Source organism: Pseudomonas sp. S09G 359, assembly GCF_002843605.1.
GTDB lineage: Bacteria > Pseudomonadota > Gammaproteobacteria > Pseudomonadales > Pseudomonadaceae > Aquipseudomonas.
This window is the reverse complement of sequence record NZ_CP025263.1, coordinates 142,501-167,906: the sequence shown is the minus strand read 5'-3', so window position 1 is coordinate 167,906 and position 25,406 is coordinate 142,501. Positions and strand designations below refer to the sequence as shown.

18 protein-coding genes and 3 rRNA genes (1 of these 21 running past the window's edge) are annotated in these 25,406 nt (G+C 59.8%); 8 read left to right on the top strand and 13 right to left on the bottom strand.

The annotated features are described in order from the left end of the window. Positions 1 to 37: 37 nt before the first annotated feature. The 9 genes from CXQ82_RS00800 to CXQ82_RS00760 all read right to left on the bottom strand — a co-directional run bounded on the left by CXQ82_RS00800 (position 38) and on the right by CXQ82_RS00760 (position 9,676). Complete coding sequence (locus CXQ82_RS00800) at positions 38 to 1,489, bottom strand: efflux transporter outer membrane subunit (protein WP_101265267.1); 1,452 nt, start codon at positions 1,487 to 1,489, stop codon at positions 38 to 40. Continuing rightward, positions 1,486 to 2,544, bottom strand: a complete 1,059-nt coding sequence (locus CXQ82_RS00795; protein WP_101265265.1) for an HlyD family secretion protein — start codon at positions 2,542 to 2,544, stop codon at positions 1,486 to 1,488. Before CXQ82_RS00795 ends, CXQ82_RS00800 begins: the two co-directional genes overlap by 4 nt. Positions 2,545 to 2,559: 15 nt before the next feature. Next, positions 2,560 to 4,095 (bottom strand): MFS transporter, encoded by a 1,536-nt coding sequence (locus CXQ82_RS00790; RefSeq protein WP_101265263.1) that lies wholly within the window; start codon positions 4,093 to 4,095, stop codon positions 2,560 to 2,562. A gap of 235 nt (positions 4,096 to 4,330) precedes the next feature. Beyond that, on the bottom strand, positions 4,331 to 5,251 hold the full coding sequence (locus tag CXQ82_RS00785; protein WP_101265261.1) for a LysR family transcriptional regulator: 921 nt from the start codon (positions 5,249 to 5,251) through the stop codon (positions 4,331 to 4,333). Positions 5,252 to 5,303: 52 nt separating this feature from the next. Continuing rightward, a complete protein-coding gene (locus tag CXQ82_RS00780) occupies positions 5,304 to 5,903 on the bottom strand; it encodes an energy transducer TonB (RefSeq protein ID WP_177409879.1) in 600 nt (199 codons plus the stop codon). Positions 5,904 to 6,029: 126 nt separating this feature from the next. Beyond that, complete coding sequence (locus CXQ82_RS00775) at positions 6,030 to 6,878, bottom strand: ABC transporter permease (protein ID WP_101265258.1); 849 nt, start codon at positions 6,876 to 6,878, stop codon at positions 6,030 to 6,032. Between the two features lie 11 nt (positions 6,879 to 6,889). Next, positions 6,890 to 7,741: an ABC transporter ATP-binding protein gene (locus CXQ82_RS00770; protein ID WP_101265255.1), complete on the bottom strand. Its 852-nt coding sequence runs from the start codon at positions 7,739 to 7,741 to the stop codon at positions 6,890 to 6,892. Between the two features lies 1 nt (position 7,742). Further along, entirely contained in the window at positions 7,743 to 8,768 is a 1,026-nt protein-coding gene (locus CXQ82_RS00765; protein ID WP_101265253.1) for an ABC transporter substrate-binding protein, read from the bottom strand. A 14-nt stretch (positions 8,769 to 8,782) separates the two neighbouring features. After that, entirely contained in the window at positions 8,783 to 9,676 is an 894-nt protein-coding gene (locus CXQ82_RS00760; RefSeq protein WP_101265251.1) for a TauD/TfdA family dioxygenase, read from the bottom strand. Positions 9,677 to 10,042: 366 nt separating this feature from the next. Here CXQ82_RS00760 and CXQ82_RS00755 point away from each other — a divergent pair, with 366 nt between their 5' ends. The 5 genes from CXQ82_RS00755 (at position 10,043) to CXQ82_RS00735 (ending at position 16,611) form a co-directional block, all read left to right on the top strand. Next, complete coding sequence (locus tag CXQ82_RS00755) at positions 10,043 to 10,741, top strand: GntR family transcriptional regulator (protein ID WP_101265249.1); 699 nt, start codon at positions 10,043 to 10,045, stop codon at positions 10,739 to 10,741. A gap of 315 nt (positions 10,742 to 11,056) precedes the next feature. Continuing rightward, positions 11,057 to 11,815 (top strand): DUF3050 domain-containing protein, encoded by a 759-nt coding sequence (locus CXQ82_RS00750; protein WP_101265247.1) that lies wholly within the window; start codon positions 11,057 to 11,059, stop codon positions 11,813 to 11,815. Beyond that, the gene (locus CXQ82_RS00745; RefSeq protein ID WP_101265245.1) at positions 11,812 to 12,759 is read left to right on the top strand and encodes a diiron oxygenase; all 948 of its coding nucleotides are present in this window, start codon (positions 11,812 to 11,814) and stop codon (positions 12,757 to 12,759) included. Before CXQ82_RS00750 ends, CXQ82_RS00745 begins: the two co-directional genes overlap by 4 nt. Beyond that, positions 12,756 to 16,133 carry an amino acid adenylation domain-containing protein gene (locus CXQ82_RS00740; protein ID WP_101265243.1) on the top strand — a complete coding sequence of 1,126 codons (3,378 nt, stop codon included), beginning with the start codon at positions 12,756 to 12,758 and terminating at the stop codon, positions 16,131 to 16,133. The genes CXQ82_RS00745 and CXQ82_RS00740 overlap by 4 nt, the downstream gene beginning before the upstream one ends. Before the next feature lie 19 nt (positions 16,134 to 16,152). After that, positions 16,153 to 16,611, top strand: a complete 459-nt coding sequence (locus CXQ82_RS00735; RefSeq protein ID WP_101265241.1) for an SRPBCC family protein — start codon at positions 16,153 to 16,155, stop codon at positions 16,609 to 16,611. A 45-nt stretch (positions 16,612 to 16,656) separates the two neighbouring features. Here CXQ82_RS00735 and CXQ82_RS00730 read toward each other — a convergent pair whose 3' ends face one another. Further along, on the bottom strand, positions 16,657 to 18,537 hold the full coding sequence (locus CXQ82_RS00730; protein ID WP_101265239.1) for a methyl-accepting chemotaxis protein: 1,881 nt from the start codon (positions 18,535 to 18,537) through the stop codon (positions 16,657 to 16,659). A gap of 280 nt (positions 18,538 to 18,817) precedes the next feature. On the opposite strand from CXQ82_RS00730, the gene CXQ82_RS00725 reads away from it, so the two are divergent. The 3 genes from CXQ82_RS00725 (at position 18,818) to CXQ82_RS00715 (ending at position 22,901) form a co-directional block, all read left to right on the top strand. Continuing rightward, positions 18,818 to 19,333: a sigma-70 family RNA polymerase sigma factor gene (locus CXQ82_RS00725; protein WP_101265237.1), complete on the top strand. Its 516-nt coding sequence runs from the start codon at positions 18,818 to 18,820 to the stop codon at positions 19,331 to 19,333. Beyond that, positions 19,330 to 20,313 carry a FecR domain-containing protein gene (locus tag CXQ82_RS00720; protein ID WP_101265235.1) on the top strand — a complete coding sequence of 328 codons (984 nt, stop codon included), beginning with the start codon at positions 19,330 to 19,332 and terminating at the stop codon, positions 20,311 to 20,313. The genes CXQ82_RS00725 and CXQ82_RS00720 overlap by 4 nt, the downstream gene beginning before the upstream one ends. Positions 20,314 to 20,405: 92 nt before the next feature. Continuing rightward, on the top strand, positions 20,406 to 22,901 hold the full coding sequence (locus tag CXQ82_RS00715; RefSeq protein ID WP_101265233.1) for a TonB-dependent siderophore receptor: 2,496 nt from the start codon (positions 20,406 to 20,408) through the stop codon (positions 22,899 to 22,901). Positions 22,902 to 23,054: 153 nt separating this feature from the next. Here CXQ82_RS00715 and rrf (CXQ82_RS00710) read toward each other — a convergent pair. The 3 genes from rrf (CXQ82_RS00710) to CXQ82_RS00700 form a co-directional block, all read right to left on the bottom strand. Further along, positions 23,055 to 23,170 (bottom strand): 5S ribosomal RNA (gene rrf, locus CXQ82_RS00710). A gap of 109 nt (positions 23,171 to 23,279) precedes the next feature. Then, a 5S ribosomal RNA gene (gene rrf, locus CXQ82_RS00705) occupies positions 23,280 to 23,395 on the bottom strand. A 170-nt stretch (positions 23,396 to 23,565) separates the two neighbouring features. Next, positions 23,566 to 25,406 (bottom strand): 23S ribosomal RNA (locus CXQ82_RS00700); it runs 1,051 nt beyond the window's last position.

Genomic DNA, 25,406 nt, shown 5'->3' with positions numbered 1-25,406 from the left:
GCCTTCGCGAGCAAGCCCGCTCCCACAGGGTGTAGTGTCAGCCTGCGGGAGTGGCGGCTGTTTCAGGGTAGACCGATTGCCACCCGCCTCCGAGAGCTTTATACAACCCCACCATTGCCAGCGACACACCGGTAGAACTCTCTACCCACTGCTCCTGCGTGGCCAGCAGCGCGCCTTGCACGGTGAGCACGTTGACGAAATCCACCACGCCTTCCACGTATTGATGTTGCGCAGTGGCCAGCGCGATCTGGTTCTGGCGCACGGCTTCGGCGAGGCTGTCGCGGCGCAGTTGGCTGGCGTTGTAGCGGGTCAACTGGTCGTCGATTTCATGCCAGGCGCGCAGTACGGTTTGCTGGTAGGCAAGGGCCGCTTCCTGCTGCTGGGCTTCGCGCAGATTCAACATGCCTTGCAGGCGCCCACCGTTGAACAGCGGCAGGCTGAATTGCGGGCCGAAGGCAAACGCACGCGAGCCCCAGGAGCCAAAATCCGACAGTTGCATGGCCTGGGAACCGAGGCTGCCCGACAAGGTGATGCGCGGGTAAAAATCGCCCTTGGCCACGCCGATGCTGGCAGTGGCCGCGTGCAAACGCGCTTCGGCCTGGCGGATATCCGGGCGGCGCTCGGCCAGTTCCGACGGCAAGCCGATGGCGACCTGGCGCTGGGTTTGCGGCACGGCGGCGTCCTTGGACAGTTGCGCGTGCAGGGCTTGCGGCGGCTCGCCCATCAGCAGGCTCAGGGCGTTGATCAACTGGTCCTGGCGCTGTTGCAGATCCGGCAGGCGCGCTTCGATGGCGGCGACCTGGGCAGCCGCTTCGGCCACGTCCAGGTCGGTGGCTACGCCGTCGGCCAGGCGCAGTTGCGAGAGCTTGAGGCTGTGGCGCGCGACGTCGAGGTTTTGCTCGGTAACAGCGCGGGTGTTTTGCACGCCGCGCAGCTGGATGTAGTCCTGGGCGGTTTCGGCGAGCACCGACAGCAGCACGGCGCGGCGGTCGTTTTCGGCCACTTGCAGGGTGGCGTCGGCGGCTTCGGTTTCGCGTTTGACACGGCCCCAGAAGTCCAGCTCCCAGGAGGCGGAAAAACCCGCGTCCCACTGGTTGAACGCCGAGCGGCCGTTGTTGCCGGACGGGTCGCTCAAGCCTTTACCGCTGTTGCGTTGGCGTGCGTAATCGCCGCTTGCGTTGACGCTCGGGTAGCGCTCGGCGGTGGTCACCTGGCGCACCGCCCGGCTTTGCTCCAAACGGCTGCTGGCCAGTTTGAGGTCGAGGTTATCGCTGAGCGCACGGCGCGTGAGGGCCGAGAGTTGCTCGTCGTGGAATACATCCCACCAGCGCTCTTGCAGCGGGTCGGTGACAATGCGGCTGGCGGCCTGCCGCCCTTGGGGTGCGGCCCATTGCGTGACCTGCGGGCCTTGCGGCCGCTGGAAATCCGGGCCGACCGTGCAGGCGCTCAGGCTGATCAGGCTCAAGGTGAGCCAGGCGAACTGTCTCATTGCTGCGCCACCTCACGTGGATGCGCGACCGGCTGGGTGTCGACGCTGGCTTCCACCGACATACCGACCCGCAGGCGCTCGGTCAGTGGCTGGTTGGGCTCCAGCACAATCTTCACCGGGATGCGCTGCACCACCTTCGTGAAGTTGCCGGTGGCGTTATCGGGCTTCACTGCGGCGAACGTCACCCCGGTGGCCGGCGCCAGGCTTTGCAGATGGCCGTTGAGCAGCTCGCCGTCGAGGCTGTCGACACGCACCTGCACCGCTTGGCCGGCGTGCATGTGGGACAGTTGGGTTTCCTGGAAATTGGCCACCACATAGGCCTCGGCCAGCGGCACCACGGCGAGGATCTTGCTGCCCGGCGTCACATAGGCACCGACCCGCACCGCACGCTCGCCGACCATGCCATCCACCGGCGCCACAATGCGCGTGTAGGACAACTGATAGCTGGCCAGTTCCAACGCCGCCTGGGCGCGTTTGAGCCCACCTTCGGCGGCATCACGCTGGGCGGTGAGGATCTCGACCTGTTTACGTTCGGCCGCCAACACTGCCGTGGCATTGGCCAGGCGCGCGGTGGCCTGGTCGATGCGAGTCTTGGCTTGCTGGGCGTTCTGCACCGTGCCCGCACCGACGCCGGCGAGGTGGTTGTAGCGGTTCAGTTCGTGTTCGGCGAAAGCCACTTCGGCACGGTCTGCCGCCACGGTGGCCTGGGCCTGGGCGATCACCGAGCTTTGGCGCTCGAGGGTCGCGGTGGCGTTTTTCAGCTGGGCCTGAGCCACCAAAGTATCGGCATCGGCGGCCTGGGCGGCGGCGCGGAAGTCACGGTCGTCAATCAGCGCCAGCAGTTGCCCGGCCTTGACGCGCTGGTTGTCTTCTACCAGTACGTCCTTGATAAACCCCGCCACGCGTGGCGCAACCAGGGTGAAGTCAGCCGCGACGAAGGCGTCGTTAGTGCTCTGGCGCTTGCTGCCCAGAATGCCCGGCGCGACCAGGTACACCAGCACGCCGATGGCAAACACGGTGATGACGGAGACGGCAATTTTGTCTTTGCGTTTCATGAGAAGTCCTTGGGGCTAGGTCGGCGCGCGAGGCGGAAAGATCCGCGTGGGCATCCAGAAAATCAGCAGGATCAACGCCACCGCGACACCGGCCATGACGTAATAGAGGTCCGAAGAGGTGAGCACCACGGCCTGCTCGTGCAGGCGGTGGGCCAGGCCGGGCGCGTCGCCGTCGGCCAGGGGCGAGTTGCCCAGGCCGTCCACCAGCATGGTCGAATGGAAATGCAGGCGCTGGGTGGTCAGCGTGTCCAGCACGCCAGTGGCAACCACCGCAGCCAGGCCCTTGACGGTGTTGAACCAGGCCGAGGCGAACGGCCCGTCAGCCGGCTGGATGCTGCCGGTGGAAAGCATCAGCAGGGGCAACACAGCCATGGGTTGCCCGAAGATTTGCAGCAGATACAGGCCGTAGAAATCGTCGCGAATCCACTCCGACGTCAGGTGCGCACTGCCGACACAGCACAGCACCAGCATGCCCAGGCCGATCCCCAGCACCCAGCGGCAATCGACCCAACGCAGGTTGCACAGCGCCGCCACCAGCGGCAATGCGATCAACTGCGGCAACGCCATCAGCAACATCACGGGTGCGGTTTGCAGCGGGCGATAACCCTGGACCTGGGCGAGGAAACTCGACGGGATGATGATCACCGAGGTCAGCACCATCAACACGCCCGCCAGCACGATCAGGGCAAACGACAGGTTGCGCAGGCCGAGCATCTGCAACTTGAAAAACGGCATCGGGTGCGACCATTCATTGACCATGAACAGCACCAGCAACACGCCGCCGCCACACAGCAGGAAGGTGATCAGCCCCGATTCGAACCAATCCAGCCGGTTGCCTTGCAGAAGGCCGATCACCAGCATGCAGATCGCCGGGAACCCCAGCAGCAGACCACGCCAGTTGAACTGCTTGAAACGCTCCAGGCGCAGCGGGTCCTGGGGCAAGCCGTAGGCCACGGCGGCCATGGCCAGCAGGCACGGGCCGACGATCTGCCAGAACGCCCACTGCCAGCCGACGTACTCGGTCCACAGCGCCGCCAGCGGCGTGCCGAGGCTCGGGCCGAAGGTCGCGGTGAGGGCGTAGCCGGCCAGGCCATACAGTTTTACGTTGGCCGGCAGGAACCGTAGCGCCACGGTCATCAGCATCGGCGGCAACGCCCCACCGGCCAGGCCTTGCACGGTGCGCAGCAGTAGCAGGCTTTGGTAGTTCGGCGCGAGCGGGCACAGGATGCCCAGCACGGTGAACAGGCCAATGGCGCACAGGGTGAAGCGGCGCAAGGAAAAAGTCACCGAGCACCAGGGCGCAAAGGCCATGGCCGCCACGGAGGTGGCGGTATAGGCGGCGACCAGCCAGGTGCCTTCGTCAAAGCCGATGTACAGCGCACCACGGATATCGGCGAGGGCCACCTTGGTGACCATCTCGTTGAGACCGGACACCAGCACCGCCAGCAACACACCGACCAGGCCGATGATGATGCGCGGGCCGAACACCGGAGGGGTCATCGCGACGGGTTTGGCTGCGGCCGCAAGGGTGGGGGCAGCGAGGGAAGTCATGAACGGGTAACTCGGGATGAGAAATACCCGAGCAGTTTAATCAGGCACACACATTACAAAAAGTTACTTGTCGGTAGTTTATAAGTGCGCCAGACGCAATCCTAAATCCACTGGAAGTCAAATGTGGGAGGGGGCTTGCCCCCGATGGCGTTGGGTCAGTGACACATTTATCAACTGACACACCCTCATCGGGGGCAAGCCCCCTCCCACATTTTGATCTTGTATGACTTGGGAATCAGGTCGGTTGGGCTTCCAACCAGGTAGCGTGGCAGCTCTCGCGCATGGTTTCGCGTAGCCATTTGTGCGCCGGGTCTTTATCGAAACGCGGGTGCCAGGACTGGGCCAACACCAATGTCGGCAGCGAGATCGGCAAAGCGAAGGCACGCAGGGGCAGTTTCAGTCGGTTGGCACTCAAGAGTGCTTCCTTGGGTATCGGCAGGATCAGGTCGGAATCGGGCAACATGAACATCGCGCCGTGAAAGCCCGGCGCGATCATCGCCACGCGGCGCTCCAGGCCCTGGGCGTTCAACGCGGTATCAATCGGCCCGCGGGCGATGCCGCGGCGCGAGATACTGATGTGGGAATAACTGGCAAACCGCGCAGCGGTGATTTCTTCATCGAACAACGGGTGGTCGTCCCGGGCAAGGCCGACGAAGTTGGTAGAGAACAGGTTCTGCACCTTCACCTCAGGGCTGGACGGCAGGGTGTTACTCACGCGCAGATCCAGCCGCCCTTCGCGCAGCGCGTCGTCATCGGTGTCGGGTTCGGGTACGAAGCACAGCTCGCACAACGGCGCCACGCGTTCCATCGTGTCGAACAACCGCCCGCCATACACGCCGATAAAAAAGTCATTGGCGCGCACGCTGAAGCGGCGGCGCAGGGTGCTCAGGTCCACCTGGTCGGCCGAGCGAAACAGCAGCGCGGCCTGCTCCACCACGTTGCGCACCTGGGCCTGCAACTGCAAGGCCTTGGGCGTGGGTACCAGGCCGCGACCGGCGCGCACCAGAATCGGGTCGCCCACGGCCTCGCGAATACGCGTAAGAGTGCGGCTCATGGCGGCCGGGCTGAGGTTCATCCGCCGCGCCGCGCCCACCACACTGCCCTCGTCGAGCAGGGCGTCGAGGGCGACCAGCAGGTTCATGTCCGGTAGTTGCATGCCAAGCACTCGTGATCAATGAAGAGTGAACTGGGCGCAATCCTAGCAGGCTTTACAGGTAATGCTTGAGGTTGCCTGGCAGATAGTCGGCATAGGTTTTCTTGGGGTTGGCCTGGCACTTGCGCACGATGTCCGGCAGGGCGTTTTCCAGCGCGTCGGCCCGGGACAGACCTTCGTTGTAGTCACTTTTGCCGCTCAACGCCGGGAACATCACCGCCACACGGGTAATAGCAAAGCTCTTCATGGCGATCAGCGGGCGCGTGGGATGGTCGCGACGGAATTGGCTGACTTCTTCGCTCAATGCACTGCAGGATTGGTAGGTGGTATTCCTGAAGGTCAGTTCGACGGGCACAGTGGTTAGCGGTTCCGGCGAGAAAATCATATCGTTGTTCGCATCCAGCACCGCTGGCCGATCGGCACTCACCGTCCAGGGTTTAAAGCGCCAATGTGAGGCCGCTGCCATGGCCGCTTGGCCAAATTCCGGCTGGGTGGCGGAGAGCACTTTTACATCGCTGACCGAACCGTCCTTGTGAATATTCAGGCTGATGCGGGCGTGCCCTTCGACGTTGGTCAGGTTGCCAGGGTACTTGGGCTTGAGCATGGATACCGCTTCAGGCGCAAATTCAGCAAACGCCGAAGTCGACAAAAACATGGCCGCCGCCAAAACAAAACACCGCATCGTCGTAAATCCTTTTACCGGGCACCTCTGACGCCAGGGCGGCGTCAGGTTCGGCCGGCATTATCGGGCTCACGTCGATCAAAGAGCAATCATTCCTGTTTAGCGCTGCATGCCCCAACGCTTTACGGTGAGCCGCTCGAAGGTATCAAACACCAGGTTCTCCACCAGCAAGCCAATCAGGATCACCACGGCCAAGCCGGCGAACACCTTGTCGGTGTACAGCTCGTTGCGGTTCTGGAAAATGTACCAACCCAACCCGCCCTTGCCGCTGGTGGCGCCGAATACCAATTCGGCGGCAATCAATGTGCGCCAGGCAAATGCCCAGCCGATTTTCAGGCCGGCCAGGATCGACGGCAACGCCGCCGGAATCAGGATGAACAGCACAAACCGCATGCCCTTGAGGCCATAGTTGCGACCGGCCATGCGCAGGGTTTCAGACACGCCGAGGAACCCCGAATAGGTGTTCAGCGCCAGCGCCCACAGCACCGAATGCACCAGCACAAAAATCAGGCTGTTCTGCCCCAGCCCAAACCACAGCAACGCCAGCGGCAACAAGGCAATCGCCGGCAGCGGGTTGAACATCGAGGTCAGCGTACTCAGCAGGTCGCGGCCCAACTGGGTCGACACGGCCAAGGTGGTGAGCGCAAACGCCAGCACGATGCCGATCAGGTAACCCTTGATCAGCACCGCCAGCGAGATGCTGACTTTGCTCAGCAACTCGCCACTGAGCAGGCCGTCGTACAGCGCGACAGACGTCTGCAGAAAGCTCGGCAGCAGCAGGTCATTGTTCTGATACCGCGCGACCGCTTCCCAGAGGATCGCCAGCACGATCAGGATCAGGCCCTTGCGCAGCCAGCCTTGTTGCCACAGGCGTTGGCGCAACGGCAGCTCGCGTTCCACGGGGACGCTGAGCAGTGGTTCGAGGGTGATTTCGTATTCCTGGCGCATGGGTTGTCCCTTCAGTAAGCGATGCGGATATCGGCAAAACCCAACTCACGTTCGGCTTCTTGCGCTTCGTCGAACAGCAGGCGATGAATCCGCCGTGCCGACGCCTGGAATTCCACACCGCCCAGGCTGTGCAGGTCGTATTGATGGCTGTGGATCTCCGCGCGCACACGCCCCGGGTGCGGCGACAGCAACAGAATGCGATTGCCCACCACCAGCGCCTCTTCGATGGAATGGGTGACGAACAGCAGGGTGAAGCGCACCTCTTCCCAGAGCAGCAGCAGTTCTTCCTGCATCTTGCGCCGGGTCAAGGCGTCGAGGGCGGCGAAGGGCTCGTCCATCAACAGGATTTTCGGCTGCATGGCCAGGGCGCGGGCGATGGCCACGCGGGCTTTCATGCCGCCGGAAAGGGTGTGCGGGTAAGCGTCGGCAAAGGCACTCAGGCCGACCTTATCGAGGTAATGCAGCGCGCGCTCTTCAGCCTCGCGGCGCTTCAAGGATTTTGACGCCAGCAGTGGAAACATCACGTTCTGTTTGACGGTTTTCCACGGCGGCAGCTGGTCGAACTCCTGGAACACCACGATGCGGTCCGGGCCGGGCTGTTCGACCTTTTGGCCCAGCAGGCGGATCTCGCCTTCGCAGGGTTTGATAAACCCGGCGATGGACTTGAGCAAGGTGGATTTGCCGCAGCCCGAAGGCCCCAGCAGCACGTAGCGATCAGCCGGGTCGATCTCGAAACTGACCTGGTGGGTGGCCCGCACCACGCGTTCGGGGGTGCGGTATTCCAGGCTTACGTTGTCCACCGCCAGCAACGGCGCGGTGGTGTGCAGGTTGCTGGCCGTGTGGCCTTGCAAGGGCGCATTCATCTCAACTTCCTTGCAGGGGCTTGGCGTCCTGGAAGAAGTAGTCCTTCCACGATTCAGGCTTGTTCTTGATGGCGCCGACGCGGTAGAAGAATTCCGCCAGCGGGTAGGTATTTTTCGGCGTAACGCTGAATTCGAATTGCGGGTTGTCGATGATTTTCAGCAGCTCGGCGCGGTCGATCTTGGCCTTGGTCACACGGATGTAGGTGTCGGCGGCGGCGCCTTTGTCGTTCTGGGCGAATTGCGCGGCTTCGGTCAACGCCTCGACGAAGGCCTTGTAGGTTTTAGGGTTGTCATTGCGGAATTTTTCGGTGGCGAACAGCACGGTCGGCGAGTTCGGGCCGAGCAGGTCGTAGGTGTTCAGCACCACGTGCACGTTAGGGTTGGCCAGGGCCTGGTCCTGGAACGGCGGGTTGGAAAAGTGCCCGGTCAGCTCGGTGCCGCCGGCGATCAGCGCAGCGGTGGCGTCGGGGTGCGGGACGGCGACAGTGTATTTGTCGAGGCGATTGAATTCCTTGTCGCCCCACTGCTTGGCGGCGGCGTATTGCAGGAAGCGCGACTGCACCGACACACCCACCGCCGGCACGGCGATGCGGTCCTTGTCGGTGAAATCGGCGATGGTCTTGACCTTGGGGTTGTTGCTCACCAGGTAATACGGGAAGTTGCCCAGGGAGGCCACGGCCTTGACGTTCTGCTTGCCGTGGGTGCGGTCCCAGATGGTCAGCAGCGGGCCGACGCCGGCACCGGCAATGTCGATGGAGCCGGAAAGCAGTGCGTCGTTGACCGCTGCACCGCCGGACAGTTGGGTCCAGTCGACCTTGATGTCGATGCCTTCCTGCTTGCCGTATTTCTCGATCAGGTTCTGGTCGCGCACCACGTTGAGCAACAGGTAGACGATGCCGAATTGTTCGGCGATGCGGATCTCGCCTTCGGCCTGCGCGGCCGCCGGAGCCACCAGGCTACCGGCCAACAGGCTGACACCGAGGCCGACGGTCGCCGCCAGCCGTGCAAATGGAATTTTCCTGGACATGGTCATGCTCCGAATCAGAAAGGCGCGTCGCCCTGGATGGTGGTGCGAAACAGTTTGCGGCGCAGGTAGCTCGGGCAACCGGCGGCCAGGTGGATCAGCGAGCGGTTGTCCCAGAACACCAGGTCGTGGGGCTGCCATTGGTGGCGGTAGATGTTCTGCGGCAGCACACTGTGGGCGTAGAGCTGGGCCAGCAGGTCGCGGCTTTCGTCTTCGGGCAGGCCGACAATACGGGTGGTGAAGCCCTCGCTGACGAACAGTGCCTTGCGCCCGTTTTCCGGATGGGTGCGCACGATGGGGTGCACCACCTCGGCCACTTGGGCGAGCTGCTCCGGCGTCAGGGTTGGGCGCCAGTTGCCTTCGAATTTGGTTTCGCTGTAACGCGCGGTGTAGGAGTGCGCGGCGCTGCGGCCTTCGACCGCTTTGCGCAGGTGCTCGGGCAGCTGGTCCCAGGCTTTGTGCATGTCGGCGAACAACGTGTCGCCACCTTCGGAAGGCAGCTCCTGGGCATGCAGCATCGAGCCCAGGCTCGGCAGTTCTTTATAGGACAGGTCCGAATGCCAGAACTTGCCCGCGTCCCCCAAGCCGATGGATTGGCCATTCTCGATGATGTTGGAGACGATCAGGATTTCCGGGTGGTTGGCCAGCAGGAACTGCTTGAGCACATGGATCTGCAGCACACCGAAACGGCGGCTGAAGGCGATCTGTTGTTCGGGAGTGATGCGTTGGTCACGGAACACCACGACGTGGTGGTCCAGGTGCGCGCGGTGGATGCGCGCGAAATCCTGGTCGTTGACCGGCAGGGACAAGTCCAGGCCAATGATCTCGGCGCCAACGCTGCCGGGCAGTGGGCGAATCTCGAATGCTTGGGCGGTAGGGGTCGCTGTTGGAACAGTAGAGGTGGCGGACATGAGGTCACTCCCGGTCGGACAGGAGAGTGACTTTATAGATATAAGAACGGCAATTTAAATACCGTTAGTGAATATCGATATACGGGAATGTGCCGGGCAAATGCCGCGTGGCTCGGCACCAAGGTAATAAAAGGCCGCTGTGAAACGTTCAGTTCACAGCCGCCGGTATCGTCAATGCCTGCTCGGAACGAGGCTTGTTGAACCTGGCTGCGTAAGACGCGACAAACGCCGGTTGTGAGCGCTCGGAGCGACGTGTTGAAACGCTTACAAGCCGAAACCGTGCCCGTTTGACAAGCCTATAAGAGGTCTCTAGTGTGCATTGGATCCAATAAACAACCCTATCCCAATAAGGAGGATAGCGTAACCGTGACGCAGAAGCCGAACCCTTTGAACAGCATCAAGATCAGCGGTCCTATCCCGGCTCATCTCGCTCGCTCAGTGATTGAAGAAACCTTGCGAAATGCCATCCTGGATGGGCGATTGCCATGCGGTACCGCCATGCGCCAACAGGAGCTGGCCAGCCTGTTCGGAGTCAGCCGCATGCCGGTGCGTGAGGCCTTGCGCCAACTGGAAGCGCAGTCGCTGCTGCACGTGGTAACGCACAAGGGCGCCGTGGTGGCGCCGTTGATCGAGGATAACTCGGCCGAAACCTATGCGCTGCGGATGCTGCTGGAGTCTGAAGCGTTACGCTTGTCGATCCCCTTGCTCACCGAGGCCGATATCGCCGAGGCCGACGCCCTCATCTGTGCACTGGAGAAGGAAAAAGACTACACCGAAATAGGTCGTCTCAACCGCCTGTTTCACATGGCCCTCTATAGCAAGGCCCCCAACCAGCGGTTGCTCAAGTTGGTGGAGCACGGGTTGAATGAGGAGGAGCGCTTTCTTCGGTTCAACCTTGAGGCGATGGGATTGGGCGAGATGTCCCAGGAAGATCACCGTGAACTGCTCAGGCTGGTGGCGCAGAAGAAGACCGACGAAAGCATCCTGACGCTGCGTAACCACTTGATGCGCGGGATGGAAGTGATAACGACCTACCTCAAGGGCCTGGAAGCCACTGGTCAGTAAATTACACAAAAGTATACGCCCTGCCCCTCCGTGCAGGGCAGTGTCCCGCACCGAGGAAACTTCCGACATTTAATAGAGCAACTTACTGACAGCCAATATTATTTAGAAAAACTTCTAACATATTAATATTCCCGCCAAGCTGCTTAACCCGCTTATTATCTTTTATTACTGAACCAGACACTTGAATCGGCCGCGCGCTCACATAGCTGAGCAGCCCTGCGCTGCCTGCCTGGTTTATACCAACTTGCCTCTTTTGCCGTTCACAAAGGCCCCTCGCCGTTTTACAGCAGACGCAACAACTTATAGGCATCAACCATGCATCAACCGTTACTTGAACAAACAAAATTGCAGTTATGCAACCATCCGTTATTTGCGGAAATAATTTCACTTCGAAAGTTGCAACTTTTTATGGAAAGTCATGTATTCGCGGTGTGGGATTTCATGACGCTCACCAAACGCCTGCAGCAGGACCTGACCTGCACTCAGCTGCCCTGGCTACCACCCGCCGACCCGCAAGCCGCACGCCTGATCAATGAGATCGTGCTGGGCGAAGAGTCAGATATGCACCCTCGGCAAGGCCATTGCAGTCACTTCGAACTGTACCTGGAGGCCATGGCCGAAATCGGCGCCAGTACCGCGGTGATCGACCGCTTCGTTGCGCGGCTACGTCAGGGCCAGGCAACACACACGGCCTTGCATGAGGCCTCCCCTCCGCCTGGCGTGGCCCGCTTCGTCAGCGACACGTTGCACATTGCGTTGAGCGCGCCCACCCACTGCGTAGCGGCGGCGTTTCTACATGGCCGCGAGCATGTCATCCCCGCCATGTTCGAGCGCCTCCTGCAAACCGATGAGGCCCTCCAGCACCAAGCGCCGATCTTGTGCGGTTATCTGAAGCGCCACATCGAATTGGACGCCCAGGATCATGGGCCTGCAGCGCAACAGCTGCTTGAACGCCTGGTCGGCGCAGACCCGGCTTTCCCACAACAGGCCGACGACGCGGCCCTTGCCGCCGTTGAAAGCCGTATCACGCTCTGGGATGAGGTGCGGGCCTCGCTGCAAGAGGTGCACCCATGAACATCGCCGAATACCTGCCCATTGCCGACGACTGGGAGCGCCGCGCAACCATCCGCACCCGCCCGCGCCGCGTGCTGGAAAACGATGACAAGCTGATCTACCCGCAGTGCCGCCAACCCATGGTGCTCAGTGCAACCTTTACTGAACATTGCCCCCAGTGGCGTGATTTCGTGCTGCTGCAAAGCTTCTACAAATTCATCAACGATGTGGTGATATTTGAAACCGACATCGTCGACAGGACTGCGCGCAGGATTGCCAAGAACCGCTTCTCGGTGCACTTCCCGCTGACCTGCCGCGTGGATGCGATGACCGTCGTGGTGGACGAGGATTACCACGCGCTGGTCGCGCTCGACTTCCTGCAACAAACCGTGGCAATGACCGGCGTGCAACCGCTGAGCCTGCCTGAACAGATCGAATTGAGCCGCGCGGTGCCGGCGGCCCAAGCCCAGGTCCCCGACCGTCTGCATGATGCCGTCGAACTGATTGCCGTAGCCATCGCCGAAAATACCGTGACCCACGATGTGGCGGCGTTCTCCAAGGACAGCAGTGTCAAAGCCTCCGTCCGGGGCTTGATGGCCGACCACCTGTCTGACGAAGGCCGCCACGCGCAATTCTGGACGCGGCTGGTGCGCCTCTATTGGCAAGCCGCCAGCCCGGATGACCGCGACAGCATCGCGCACGTGCTGCCGACGTTCCTGGCGCACTACCTGACCAACGACCTGCAGAAAAACTTCGACCTGCAGTTGGTCGAGCACCTCGACGTCCCCCCCGACGTACGCCGCGCATTGCGCGATGAAATCGTGGCGCTGGCGTTCCCCATCACCCGTCAACATCCGTTGCTGGGCAACATCATGGGCTTCCTGCAACACAGCGGCCTGCTGCAGACGCCAAGCGTGGCGCAGGCATTGACCGACTACTTGCCGGCGCCGGGGAGGCCGGCATGAGGCGCCTGAAGATCGGATGGAGCGGCGTCAGCAGCGCGCTCGGCGCCATCAGGCACGAATTGGAACAGTACGGGCACCTCGCGGGCGATGAGGCCAGCGACCTGCTGATTGACGATGGCAGCCAGCCGCTGGCGACCCATACGAACCCACTCCCCAGGCTCAGCCTGCGCGTAGGCATCGGCGCGCTGACCCACTGCGGGCTGCCCGCGTTACAACTGCGCGCCTATGAGCAAGGCGGGCAGTTGGTGGCTGTACTGGACATCGCCGATGAGCCAAGTGGCAACGGCCAGCGACTGCGCCAGCAGGTCACGCATGCGCTGGTCGAATGGGTGGCGCTGCACGTCAGTAGCTTTTCGCGCGACCCTGGGTATTTCTCTGCCCGTGCACATGCCAATGATTGGCCCGAGCAAGGCTTGCAAGCCCTTGAAGCGCTGGCATTCCAACACCGATTCAATCGCACCGCACAGCCCGGCTTGATGCAGGAAGCCAGGGTACCTGTGATTGAACGCCTGCAAGCCAGCCTTCACACGTTCGCCGCACGGCCGGCCTTGAACATCGCCGGCCGCCAGATAAGCTACCGTCAATTGTGGGTCCATGCCCTGGCAATCCAGCAACGCCTGCATCCTCTGCTGGAGGCCTCTGAACCGCCGCCGACGGTGGGTGTGCACCTGGAGAAGTCCGCCGAGTTATACGCCAGCATTCTTGCGGTCCTGGGTTGTGGGGCGGTGTACCTGCCACTCGGATCGGAACACCCTCCTCAACGCCATCAGCTCATGCTCGAAAATGCAGGCGCCCGGGTATTGCTGGACGCCGGTCAGCACCCCTTGCGAAGTCGTTTCATTTCGCTGGATGTGAGCACGGTCGATCCTCTCGATGCCGACATCACGCGCCCACTGATGCAGCAGCGCCCCCGCAGCGATGCTCCGTGCATGACGCTCTATACGTCGGGCACTTCCGGGCTGCCCAAGGGCGTGCTGCTGAGCCAGGGTAACCTGGCGCACTTCACGGTTTGGTACAGGTCGTGTGTAAGCCTGGATGAGCAGAGCCGCGTGCTGCAGTTTTCGCCATTGAGCTTCGACTCGTCGCTGATTGATATTTTCCCTGCCTTGATAGCCGGCGCCGAACTGATCATCCCCAGCGAAGAACAGCGGCGCGACCCTCGGCAATTGCTCGACCTGCTCCGCCAGCACCACGTCACCCACGCGTTTTTGCCCCCCGCTGTGCTCAGCATACTGCCGCTTGATCAACCACTGGGCCTGACACACCTGCTCACGGGCGGCGATGTCTGCGAGCCCCATGTCATCGAACAACTGGCGGGCCAGTGCCAGTTTCACAACCTCTATGGCCCCACTGAAGCCACAGTGCTGGTGACTCACCGGACGCTGCACCCCGGCGACAGCAATCGCAACCTCGGCCAACCGATTGCCAACAGCCAGGTGCTGATCCTCGATGACACCCTTCAACCCGTGGATGAACAGGTGATGGGCGAGGTCTACATCGTCGGGCCGGGGGTCAGCCTGGGGTATGTGAACGCGCCGTCCCGGGCCAACGGCCCGTTCGTCGAGCTGGCGGTGCCTGGCGGCCAGAACCTTCTGGCCTACCGCAGCGGCGACCTGGCCAAGTGGACGGCGCAGGGCATCATGCTGGGCGGGCGGCGCGATGATCAGGTGAAAATTCGCGGCTTTCGCGTCGAGCCTCAGGAAATCGAGCAATGCTTGCGCAGCAGTCGGCTGTATCGCCAGGTCGTGGTGGCTATTGAGCGCAATGTCAGCATCCGCTGCTTTGTTGCCCAGCCAGAATCCGCCGCAACACTGGCAGCCCTGCAGGAGTATGCGCGGACGCGGTTGCCGGACTACATGCAGCCCGGCACCTGGAACGAACTGGCGTGCATCCCCCACTCCAGCAATGGCAAGGTCGACCGCGAGGCACTCCTGGCATTGCCGTCGCCACCTGCCGTGCGCTCAACCCGCAACACCGCACACACGTCGCTACAAGTACGCCTGGCCCACCTGTGGGGTGAGCTGTTGGCGTTGCCCGTGGATGAGTTGTGCATCGATGGAGGTTTCTTCGAACTAGGCGGCCATTCGATTTTGCTGTCGAGCCTGTTACTGCGTGTACGCGAGCAATTCGGCCGTAGTTTTGCGTTGAGCCACTTTATTGAAGTGCCGACGATTCGCACGCTCGCAACGTTGCTGGAGGATGGAGAACGGCCTGACGCACCCTACGCCCGGGCCATTCGGGATACTCAACCGGAGTGGGTAATTGACACACTGCCCAAAGAGCACGCGGGCGACCCACGCAGGGTGATCGTGACAGGCGCCAACAGTTTCGTCGGCGTGCATATCGTTGAAGCGTTACTGGCCGGTGGTGCAACCGAGGTGGCGTGCCTGGTGCGCGAGGAGCCCGGGCACACGGCAATGTCGCGGTTTACCCAGGCGATCAGTGAATACCGTCTGCAACACCTGGACCTTAGCCGGGTACGAGTATTCGCGGCCGATATCAGCCTACCGCGATTGGGCCTGGCCAGCGACGTGTACGACACGCTGGCCGAGGACTTCGGCGTGCTGGTGCACAACGCGGCGCGGGTCAACCACGTGGTGGAATACGCCACTCTGGCCAGCGATAACATCGCGCCCATACTCGAGTGCCTGCGCTTGTGTGAGAGCCGCCGCAAGAAAGTCTTCAATTTTGTCTCGACGCTGTCGGCCGCAAGCAGCATCGACTCGTCGGGCCATGTGCTTGAAGCGCCTGCCGCAGCCACCTTGCCGCTGTACATCAAGAATGGCTACAACCTGTCCAAGTGGGTGGCTGAACGGCAGTTAGGGCATGCTGTGGAGCAAGGTGCCTGGGTGAATATCCATCGCCCCGGAAACATCAGTTTCAACCGCCGCAACGGCGTCTGCCAGCCGCAGAAAAATCGCCTGATGCTGATGCTCAAGGGTTCGTTGCAGTTGGGCCTGCTGCCTCGTCTGGAGTTGAACTTCGACCTGATGCCGGTGGACTTCCTCGCGCGTTTCATTGCCTTCCACTGCGCCCGCTTTCAAGCCGATAGCCACGTGTTCAACCTGCACAACCCACAGCCCCTGAGTTGGGAGCACTACCTGGATGCGTTCAGCCAAGCTGGCCACACGTTCGAGCGGGTGAGTGTCACACAGTGGCAAAAGGCGTTGCGCACGGTAAATCAGGACAACGCCTTGTTTGGCGTACTCGGTTTTTACCTCGATCAACTCGACGAAGACATCGGCGATACCTCAATGATTCGCCATGACAACGCCCGACGAGGTGTTCAGCAGATGGGCGAGCAATACCCCGAAAAAGATGCGGCGCTGTTGAGCAAAGGCTGCAGCTACCTCAAGACCATTGGCTTTCTGTGAAACGCCTCAGGATAACCCCATGAAACCGCTGCAACCCGATACCTTAATCCGCAACCCGCACGGCCAGCCGATCGTTGCGTCGGTGGTGGTCGACTGCCCCGCCAGCCGTTTGTGGAGCACGGTGGGACAGTTCGCAGGCTTCGATGCGTTCATTCCAGCCCTCCTACGTATCGAAATGATCGGCACTGGCGTGGGCGCCTTGCGCACGAAACTGTTCCATGATGGAAACTGTGTGGTGGAGCAACTCAATAGCCGCGATGAACACGCCATGCACATGACCTGGACCACGATCTACAACACGCTTGGCGTGGCCAGCTTGTGGGCAGCCATCCGCGTGCAAGCATTGGGAACGCAGTGCTCCAGGGTAACCTGGACCATCATTGCCGAGCCCGTAGATGCAGCACAGGTGGGGTTTGAACAGTTCGTGCAGGATTTCGCCGACAGCGCCCTGGAGAATGTGCGCCGGCTGCTTGGCTAAGCGGCAGGAACGAAGCGACTCGCTCCTGCCCGATCAACCAGAGGGTCAGATCTTGAAGCTGTCGACCAGTTGCTTCAACCGATTGGCCTGCTGCGACAGTGCATCACAGTCTTTCAGGGTTTCGTTGAGGTTGGTCACGCCCTGCTGGTTCAGCAGGTTGATCTGGTTGATATCCACGTTGAGGGTTTCTACCACGGCGGTCTGCTCCTCGGTGGCCGCGGCGACCGACTGGTTCATGCCGTCGATCTCGACGATCCGCTGTGTCACGCTGACCAGGCGCGCACCTGCCTGGTTGGCGACCTCGACGCTTTCCTCGCTGGAGGCCTGGCTGGCATTCATGGTGGTCACCGCTTCACGCGAGCCCACTTGCAGCGAAGTGATCATTTTGTGGATTTCTTCGGCTGACTCCTGGGTGCGATGAGCCAGGTTACGCACCTCATCGGCAACCACCGCAAAACCACGCCCGGCCTCCCCGGCACGCGCCGCCTCGATCGCGGCATTCAGCGCGAGCAAGTTGGTTTGTTGGGAGATACCTTTGATCACATCCAGGATGTGGCCGATGTTATCGGTGCTGGCATTCAGGGTTTCGATCTGGGTGCAGGACAAACTGATTTTTTGCGACAGTTCCGACATCGCCAGGATGGTTTGCTCCACCACCTTGCGCCCATCATCGGCCTGCTCACTCGCACCGCTGGCATGTTGCGACGCATCGGCGGCGTTACGCGCGATTTCCTGGGTAGCGGCGCCCAGCTCGTTGATCGCTGCTGCCACGCTATTGGTGCGCGCGCTTTGCTCGTCGGAGCCGATAATCGAGGCGTTGGAAGAGGCCATCACGCGCTGGGAAAGGTCATGTACCTGACGCGTCGCCGAAGACACCTCGGAAATTGACGCGTGAATACGCTCAACGAACTGATTGAATGCACTGCCGACTTCGCCGAACTCGTCCTTGCTGGTGACGGCCAGGCGACGGGTCAAGTCGCCCTCGCCCTGGGCGATATCCTGCATGGCGACGCCCATGGTGGTCAGGGGACGGAGCAGCACCTGGATCAACAAGCTCAAAAGCACCGCAATTGCGACCACGGCGATCAGCATGGCAATCAACGCCGAAGTACGGAACTTGCCAAGCGGTGCGTAGGCTTTGTCTTTGTCGATCGACAGACCGATATACCAATCCGCACCTGGCAAGCCGCTGATCGGGGTGAATGAAAGGATGCGGTCCTGGCCATTGAGGACGACGTCCTGGTTAACCTTCTCGATGCGGACGCTGGTGCCTGGGTAGATGTCCTTGAGGTTCTTCATCACCTGGTCCTGATCCGGGCTGACGATGACCTGGCCATCGCCACTGACCAGGAACGCATGGCCGATACCGCCGAAATCCACCGAATTGATGATCTTCACCAAGGTCTGCAGGCTCAGGTCGCCACCGACCACACCCAGCAATTCGCCATTCTTCTTCACCGGCATGGCGATGGTTACAATTTGCCCACCCACTGCTGCCATATAAGGCGGTGTGAGCATGGGCTTGTCAGCGGCTACAGCCTGCTTGTACCAAGGGCGTTGGCGCGGGTCGTAGCCGTCGGGCATTTTCGCGTCTGGACGCTGGGTAAACACACCGTTGGTTTGCCCAACATAGGTGAACTGGAAGTTTGAGGTGAACGCGGGTTGGTCGACCAGCCCGGGGAGGTCGGCACCACTGCCCTGGTGGGCCACGTTCTGGGTGAGGTTTTCGAGCACCAGTATTCGACCACTGAGCCAGTTCTGAACACTGCTGGCAGTGAGTTCACCGGATTGCTGAATAGACGACTCCAGGTTCTGCTTGATGGTGCTGCGCTGCAGATAGTCGTTGTAGAGGGTGAATAACGCGAAGGCCAGAACCACAACGCCTGACGCGGCCAACAGAATTTTATGACTGAACTTGAGATTCATTTCATCGACTTCTTTTGCCAAAAGGGGGGTGAGCGTGCCGAGCGGAACATTCCTTGTAACTGTATAGGCGGCTTCTCTGGCCGCTCTATTTCGGTGCACGCATGGCTCATCAGGCTTTCGGCCAAATCGAGGCAAAACTGAGGAAATTGTGGGACGTATCCTCATTTTGCGTAGGAAACCGACAAGTGGTTGTCGTACAAGAGACAGAGTTGCAAAATTTTTCAGCCTCACAAACAATGCGACTAATTATCATTTATGACGCTTGGCTGGGCCGTTTTGAATGCCATCTTCTGAGTACATCCCGTGTGAAAGTGTCGTCCGCACGCTTTACAGCACCCATCACACCTGGCTGAGCACGTGGTTGCGCGGCCGCCTGGGCAATGCCGCCGATGCGGCAGACCTGGCCCAGGACACGTTTGTGCGTCTGCTGCAGAAGACCGAACGCTTTGAACTCCGCGCGCCTCGCGCCTTCCTGCGTACCATCGCGCGAGGGTTGGTGATTGATCACTGGCGTCGCGAAGAAATCGAACGAGCCTACCTCGAGTCCATCGCCCACCTGCCCGAAGCACTGGCGCCGAGCGCTGAAGCTCGTGCACTGGTGCTGGAATTACTCGAGGACATTTCCCGACTGCTGGAGGGCCTCAAGCCCAAGGTGCGTAAGGCATTTCTATTGGCCCAGTGCGATGGGCTGACGTACAAGCAGATCGCGCAACAAATGGGCGTGTCGCTGCGCTCGGTTGAGCGTTACGTGGCCGAGGCGCTCTACCACTGTTACGTGCTGCGGTACGAAACATGACGCCGGTGAATAATGCCGCGCGCTCCGGCCCGGATCACCAGATAGTCAAACAGGCCATCGGCTGGGCACTGCGCGTGCGTAACAACCGCGCCAATGTGCGTCTCCAGGCGCAATGTACGCAGTGGCGCGAAGCCCACCACGACCACGAACTGGCCTGGCAACGGGTGCAGGCACTACAGCAGGAACTGAGCAGCCAACTGTCGGCGATTCCCGGAGCCCATGTGGCATTGGAGAACAGTACGCAGGGGCTGGGACGGCGGCAGGCGCTTAAGTTGTTGTCCGGCGTGTTGCTGGTTGGCTCGGCGGCCTGGGTCAGCCGTGACTTGACCGGCTGGCAGCGCTGGACTTCCGATCTCGCGACCACCACCGGCGAACGCCGCAGTATCCAATTGCCGGATGGCACGCGCCTGCAGCTCAATACCGACAGTGCGGTGGACCTCGACTTCACCCCTCAGCAGCGCCTGATCAGCCTGTTACGCGGGGAGATCCTGGTGACCTGTGGCGCATCCTCGTCGGCGCCATTGCTGGTCAAAACACGCCATGGCTTGCTTGAGGGCATCGACGGGCGTTTCGCTGTGCGCCAGGACAGTGCCTGCACGCAGTTGAGCGTGGTGAGCGGCAATGTGGCGATTCATTCACCACGCCAGGCGAGTGGCTTGTCGACCCAGGTTCACGCCGGCGAAACCTACCTCGTGCGCCAAACCCGGGCGGTCCTTGCACCGCCTGTGGAGATGGACATCGGCGCCTGGGCGGATGGGCTGATCGTGACGCGCGATATGCGCCTGGGCGATTTCCTCGCGGAAGTCGGGCGTTATCGCCATGGCTATCTGGGCTGCTCCGCCGATATCGCTGATCTGCGACTATCAGGGGTGTTCCGCCTGGAGGACACCGATAAGTTGCTGGCGATCCTGGCGCAAACGCTGCCGGTTCAAGTGCGCTACCGCACGCGTTGGTGGGTAAGCCTGGAGCGGGCGGCCTGAGTATCGATTTTTTTTGGCGGTTTTTTCCCGTGAGTCCGGCTTAGACGGTAAGCCTTTCAATCTGCCCTCACCGGCCTCTACGGATCTTGATCATGACTGTGCGTTTTCTCTGCAACGCTTCCAACTCTTCCTACCCGTTATTGAGCAAAGCCGTACGTGCAGCGTTGCTGTCCACGGCCATGGGCATCAGTGCGGTGCCGATCATCAGTATGGCCGCAGAAGCAGGTACCGCGCAGGCCCACTCCCACTACGAGATCCCCGCAGGCCCGCTGAACGAGGTGCTCAACCAGTTTGCCCGGCAAGCGGGGATCACCCTGTCCAGTACACCTGCGCAAACCCAGGGCCGACAATCCGCCGGGCTGCACGGTGAATATTCTGCTGAGCAGGGTTTGAATCACCTACTCAACGGCTCCGGGTTGAAGGCAGTTTCCGAAGACGGCGTGAGCTTTGTATTGCAAGTGCCGCCAGAAAGTGGCGCCCTCACGTTGCCCACCACCGATATCAAGGGTTTTGCCTTGGGCAATGCTTTGGGAAGCATGGAGGGCTATAACGCGACTCATAGCCAGATTGCTACCAAGACCAGTACCGCCTTGCTGGAGACCTCGCAAACCGTCTCGGTCGTCACGCGTGAGCAGATGGACGACCAGGGCTCCCAGACCGTCGCTCAATCCATGCGCTACACGCCCGGTGTGTTGACCAACCCCTACGGCGCAACCCATCGATATGACTATGTGGCGATGCGCGGCTTCAATGATGGTTCGGTGGATAACATTTACCTCGATGGGCTCAAGTCCATGGGGGACAGCGGCACCTACAGCACGATGCAGGTTGACCCGTACTTCCTGGAGCGTGTGGATATTCTCAAGGGCCCTTCCTCGGTTCTGTATGGCCGCAGTTCGCCCGGCGGGCTGGTCGCGTTGACCAGCAAGAAGCCATTGTTCGAGCCCTATCACCAGGTTCAGGCAACAGTGGGAAACAACGGGCAGCGGGGCATGGGTTTTGACTTCAGTGGGCCAGTGGATGACGACAAACGCATTGCCTATCGACTCACGGGCTTAACGGATAAGTCCGACACGCAATTCGAGCATGCCAAAGAAAAGCGTTACGCGCTGGCACCCACACTGAGCATCGACTTTACCGAGGACACTTCGCTGACGCTGCAGGCTTATCTGCAGCACGACCCGGAGGGCGGTTACCACGGCGGAATGCCGGCCGATGGCGCGCTGCATCAACGCAATGGCCAACGTATCTCCAATCATTTCTTTGAGGGTGAGCCGGGAGTTGATGGCTACAAACGCGATCAGCAGTCGTTTGGCTATCAATTTGAGCATCGCTTTAATGATGTCTTCACCGCACGGCAGAACTTTCGCTACCTCGACTCCAAGGTGAAGCTGGATCAGGTTTATGCCTACGGCTGGACCACACCGACCAGCAATGAATTGAATCGCTATTACTCGGGTGGTGATGAAAAGCTGCATGCGCTGATCATCGATAACATGCTGCAAGCCGAATTTTTTACCGGAGCAACCAAACATACGGTACTGATGGGCGCCGATTACCAACGACGTAAAACGGTGGTGGACTGGACGAGCGGGTCGCTGCAACCCATCAATGCGTTCAACCCGGTTTATGGCAATTCGGCTATCAGCTATTCCAGCCCGACCAGTTATTTACGACGCCTGGAGCAAACCGGTATTTATCTCCAGGACCTGGTCGAAATGGATAAATGGCGTTTCTCCCTGGGGCTGCGTCAGGATTGGGTAGAAACCTCCGATGAAAATCGCATCGCCGAGGCCAGCCGGCCGCTAGGCACTGAAATCAGTGACAAACGGACTAAGCTCACAGGCCGCGCGGGTGCCCTGTATCTGTTTGATAACGGCCTGGCGCCCTACGTCAGCTACTCTGAATCCTTCAACCCGAACTCCTATTCCGACAGCGCCGGCAACCCGCTTGCCCCTACGGATGGGACGCAGTGGGAGATGGGGTTGAAGTATCAGCCGCCGGGTACTGACAACCTGTTTACCGCTTCGTGGTTCCGCATCGACCAGGAGAACCTCGCGACCAAGTTGCCGCAGGAGAATTTCTATCGTGCTGTAGGCGCTGTGCGCTCTCAAGGGCTGGAGTTGGAAGCGCATATGCAACTGACCGATAACCTCAAAGTCTTGGGTAGCTATACCTTTACCGATATCGAATATTCCAAGTCGATGGTGAGCACCCTGAGCACTGCTGACAACCTGATTGAAAACAAGGGCAACTCACCGACCCAGGCACCTCGTCATATGGCGTCGGTATGGGCGGACTACAAGTTTGCTAGTGGTGCTCTGGACGGGCTGAGGCTTGGTGGCGGGGTGCGGTATGTCGGTTATAGCTGGGCGGACGCAGAAAACACCATGAAGGTGCCAGCCTATACCTTGTTCGACGCGTCGGTGGGGTATGACTTGGGCAAGGTCGGTTTGAAGGGCGTAGATGTACGCTTGAATGCCAATAACCTGACCAATGAATCGTATGTAGCGTCCTGTGCCAGCCTGAACTTCTGCTACCTGGGAGAAGAACGTAACGTCAGCGCGACGCTGAGCTATCAATTCTGATACCCGAATGGTCAAACCCAGCCAGTGCCTGATTCAGGCACTGGTTTTTTTTGTGTGTGCTGTTTGGCAGCAGTGCAACACAGGCTTGGAAAATAGCCCTTTAAAACGACAAAACCCCTGTCTGCGTTAGCAGACAGGGGTTTCGGAATTCAATCTTGACGATGACCTACTCTCACATGGGGAAACCCCACACTACCATCGGCGATGCATCGTTTCACTACTGAGTTCGGGATGGGATCAGGTGGTTCCAATGCTCTATGGTCGTCAAGAAATTCTGTGTACCGGACCGTTGGGTTAGCAACGTGCCGATGAAATTCATGGACTTCTACATAAACAAAACCCCTGTTTGCGTTAGCAAACAGGGGTTTCGGAATTTAATCTTGACGATGACCTACTCTCACATGGGGAAACCCCACACTACCATCGGCGATGCATCGTTTCACTACTGAGTTCGGGATGGGATCAGGTGGTTCCAATGCTCTATGGTCGTCAAGAAATTCGGGTACTGAGTCGTAGCCAGTTGGCTTCGCTTCAGCAAATTGGGTATGTGACAGCTTTCGGTGTTTTGCGAGGTCGAACTTTCGGTTCATTTCGTCTTCACACACCGCAATCTGATGCTCCTCTTTGTTTCCAAATCAGGAGAAGCAAATTGCTTGGGTGTTATATGGTCAAGCCTCACGGGCAATTAGTATTGGTTAGCTCAACGCCTCACAGCGCTTACACACCCAACCTATCAACGTCGTAGTCTTCGACGGCCCTTCAGGGAACTCAAGGTTCCAGTGAGATCTCATCTTGAGGCTAGTTTCCCGCTTAGATGCTTTCAGCGGTTATCTATTCCGAACATAGCTACCCGGCAATGCCACTGGCGTGACAACCGGAACACCAGAGGTTCGTCCACTCCGGTCCTCTCGTACTAGGAGCAGCCCCTCTCAAATCTCAAACGTCCACGGCAGATAGGGACCGAACTGTCTCACGACGTTCTAAACCCAGCTCGCGTACCACTTTAAATGGCGAACAGCCATACCCTTGGGACCGGCTTCAGCCCCAGGATGTGATGAGCCGACATCGAGGTGCCAAACACCGCCGTCGATATGAACTCTTGGGCGGTATCAGCCTGTTATCCCCGGAGTACCTTTTATCCGTTGAGCGATGGCCCTTCCATACAGAACCACCGGATCACTAAGACCTACTTTCGTACCTGCTCGACGTGTCTGTCTCGCAGTCAAGCGCGCTTTTGCCTTTATACTCTACGACCGATTTCCGACCGGTCTGAGCGCACCTTCGTACTCCTCCGTTACTCTTTAGGAGGAGACCGCCCCAGTCAAACTACCCACCATACACTGTCCTCGATCCGGATAACGGACCTGAGTTAGAACCTCAAAGTTGCCAGGGTGGTATTTCAAGGTTGGCTCCACGCAGACTGGCGTCCACGCTTCAAAGCCTCCCACCTATCCTACACAAGCAAATTCAAAGTCCAGTGCAAAGCTATAGTAAAGGTTCACGGGGTCTTTCCGTCTAGCCGCGGATACACTGCATCTTCACAGCGATTTCAATTTCACTGAGTCTCGGGTGGAGACAGCGCCGCCATCGTTACGCCATTCGTGCAGGTCGGAACTTACCCGACAAGGAATTTCGCTACCTTAGGACCGTTATAGTTACGGCCGCCGTTTACCGGGGCTTCGATCAAGAGCTTCGCGTTAGCTAACCCCATCAATTAACCTTCCGGCACCGGGCAGGCGTCACACCCTATACGTCCACTTTCGTGTTTGCAGAGTGCTGTGTTTTTAATAAACAGTCGCAGCGGCCTGGTATCTTCGACCGGCATGAGCTTACGGAGCAAGTCCTTCACCCTCACCGGCGCACCTTCTCCCGAAGTTACGGTGCCATTTTGCCTAGTTCCTTCACCCGAGTTCTCTCAAGCGCCTTGGTATTCTCTACCCAACCACCTGTGTCGGTTTGGGGTACGGTTCCTGGTTACCTGAAGCTTAGAAGCTTTTCTTGGAAGCATGGCATCAACCACTTCGTTAACTAAAAGTTAACTCGTCATCAGCTCTCGGCCTTAGAATCCCGGATTTACCTAAGATTCCAGCCTACCACCTTAAACTTGGACAACCAACGCCAAGCTGGCCTAGCCTTCTCCGTCCCTCCATCGCAATAACCAGAAGTACAGGAATATTAACCTGTTTTCCATCGACTACGCTTTTCAGCCTCGCCTTAGGGACCGACTAACCCTGCGTCGATTAACGTTGCGCAGGAAACCTTGGTCTTTCGGCGTGGGTGTTTTTCACACCCATTGTCGTTACTCATGTCAGCATTCGCACTTCTGATACCTCCAGCAAGCTTCTCAACTCACCTTCACAGGCTTACAGAACGCTCCTCTACCGCATCACTTACGTGATACCCGTAGCTTCGGTGTATGGTTTGAGCCCCGTTACATCTTCCGCGCAGGCCGACTCGACTAGTGAGCTATTACGCTTTCTTTAAAGGGTGGCTGCTTCTAAGCCA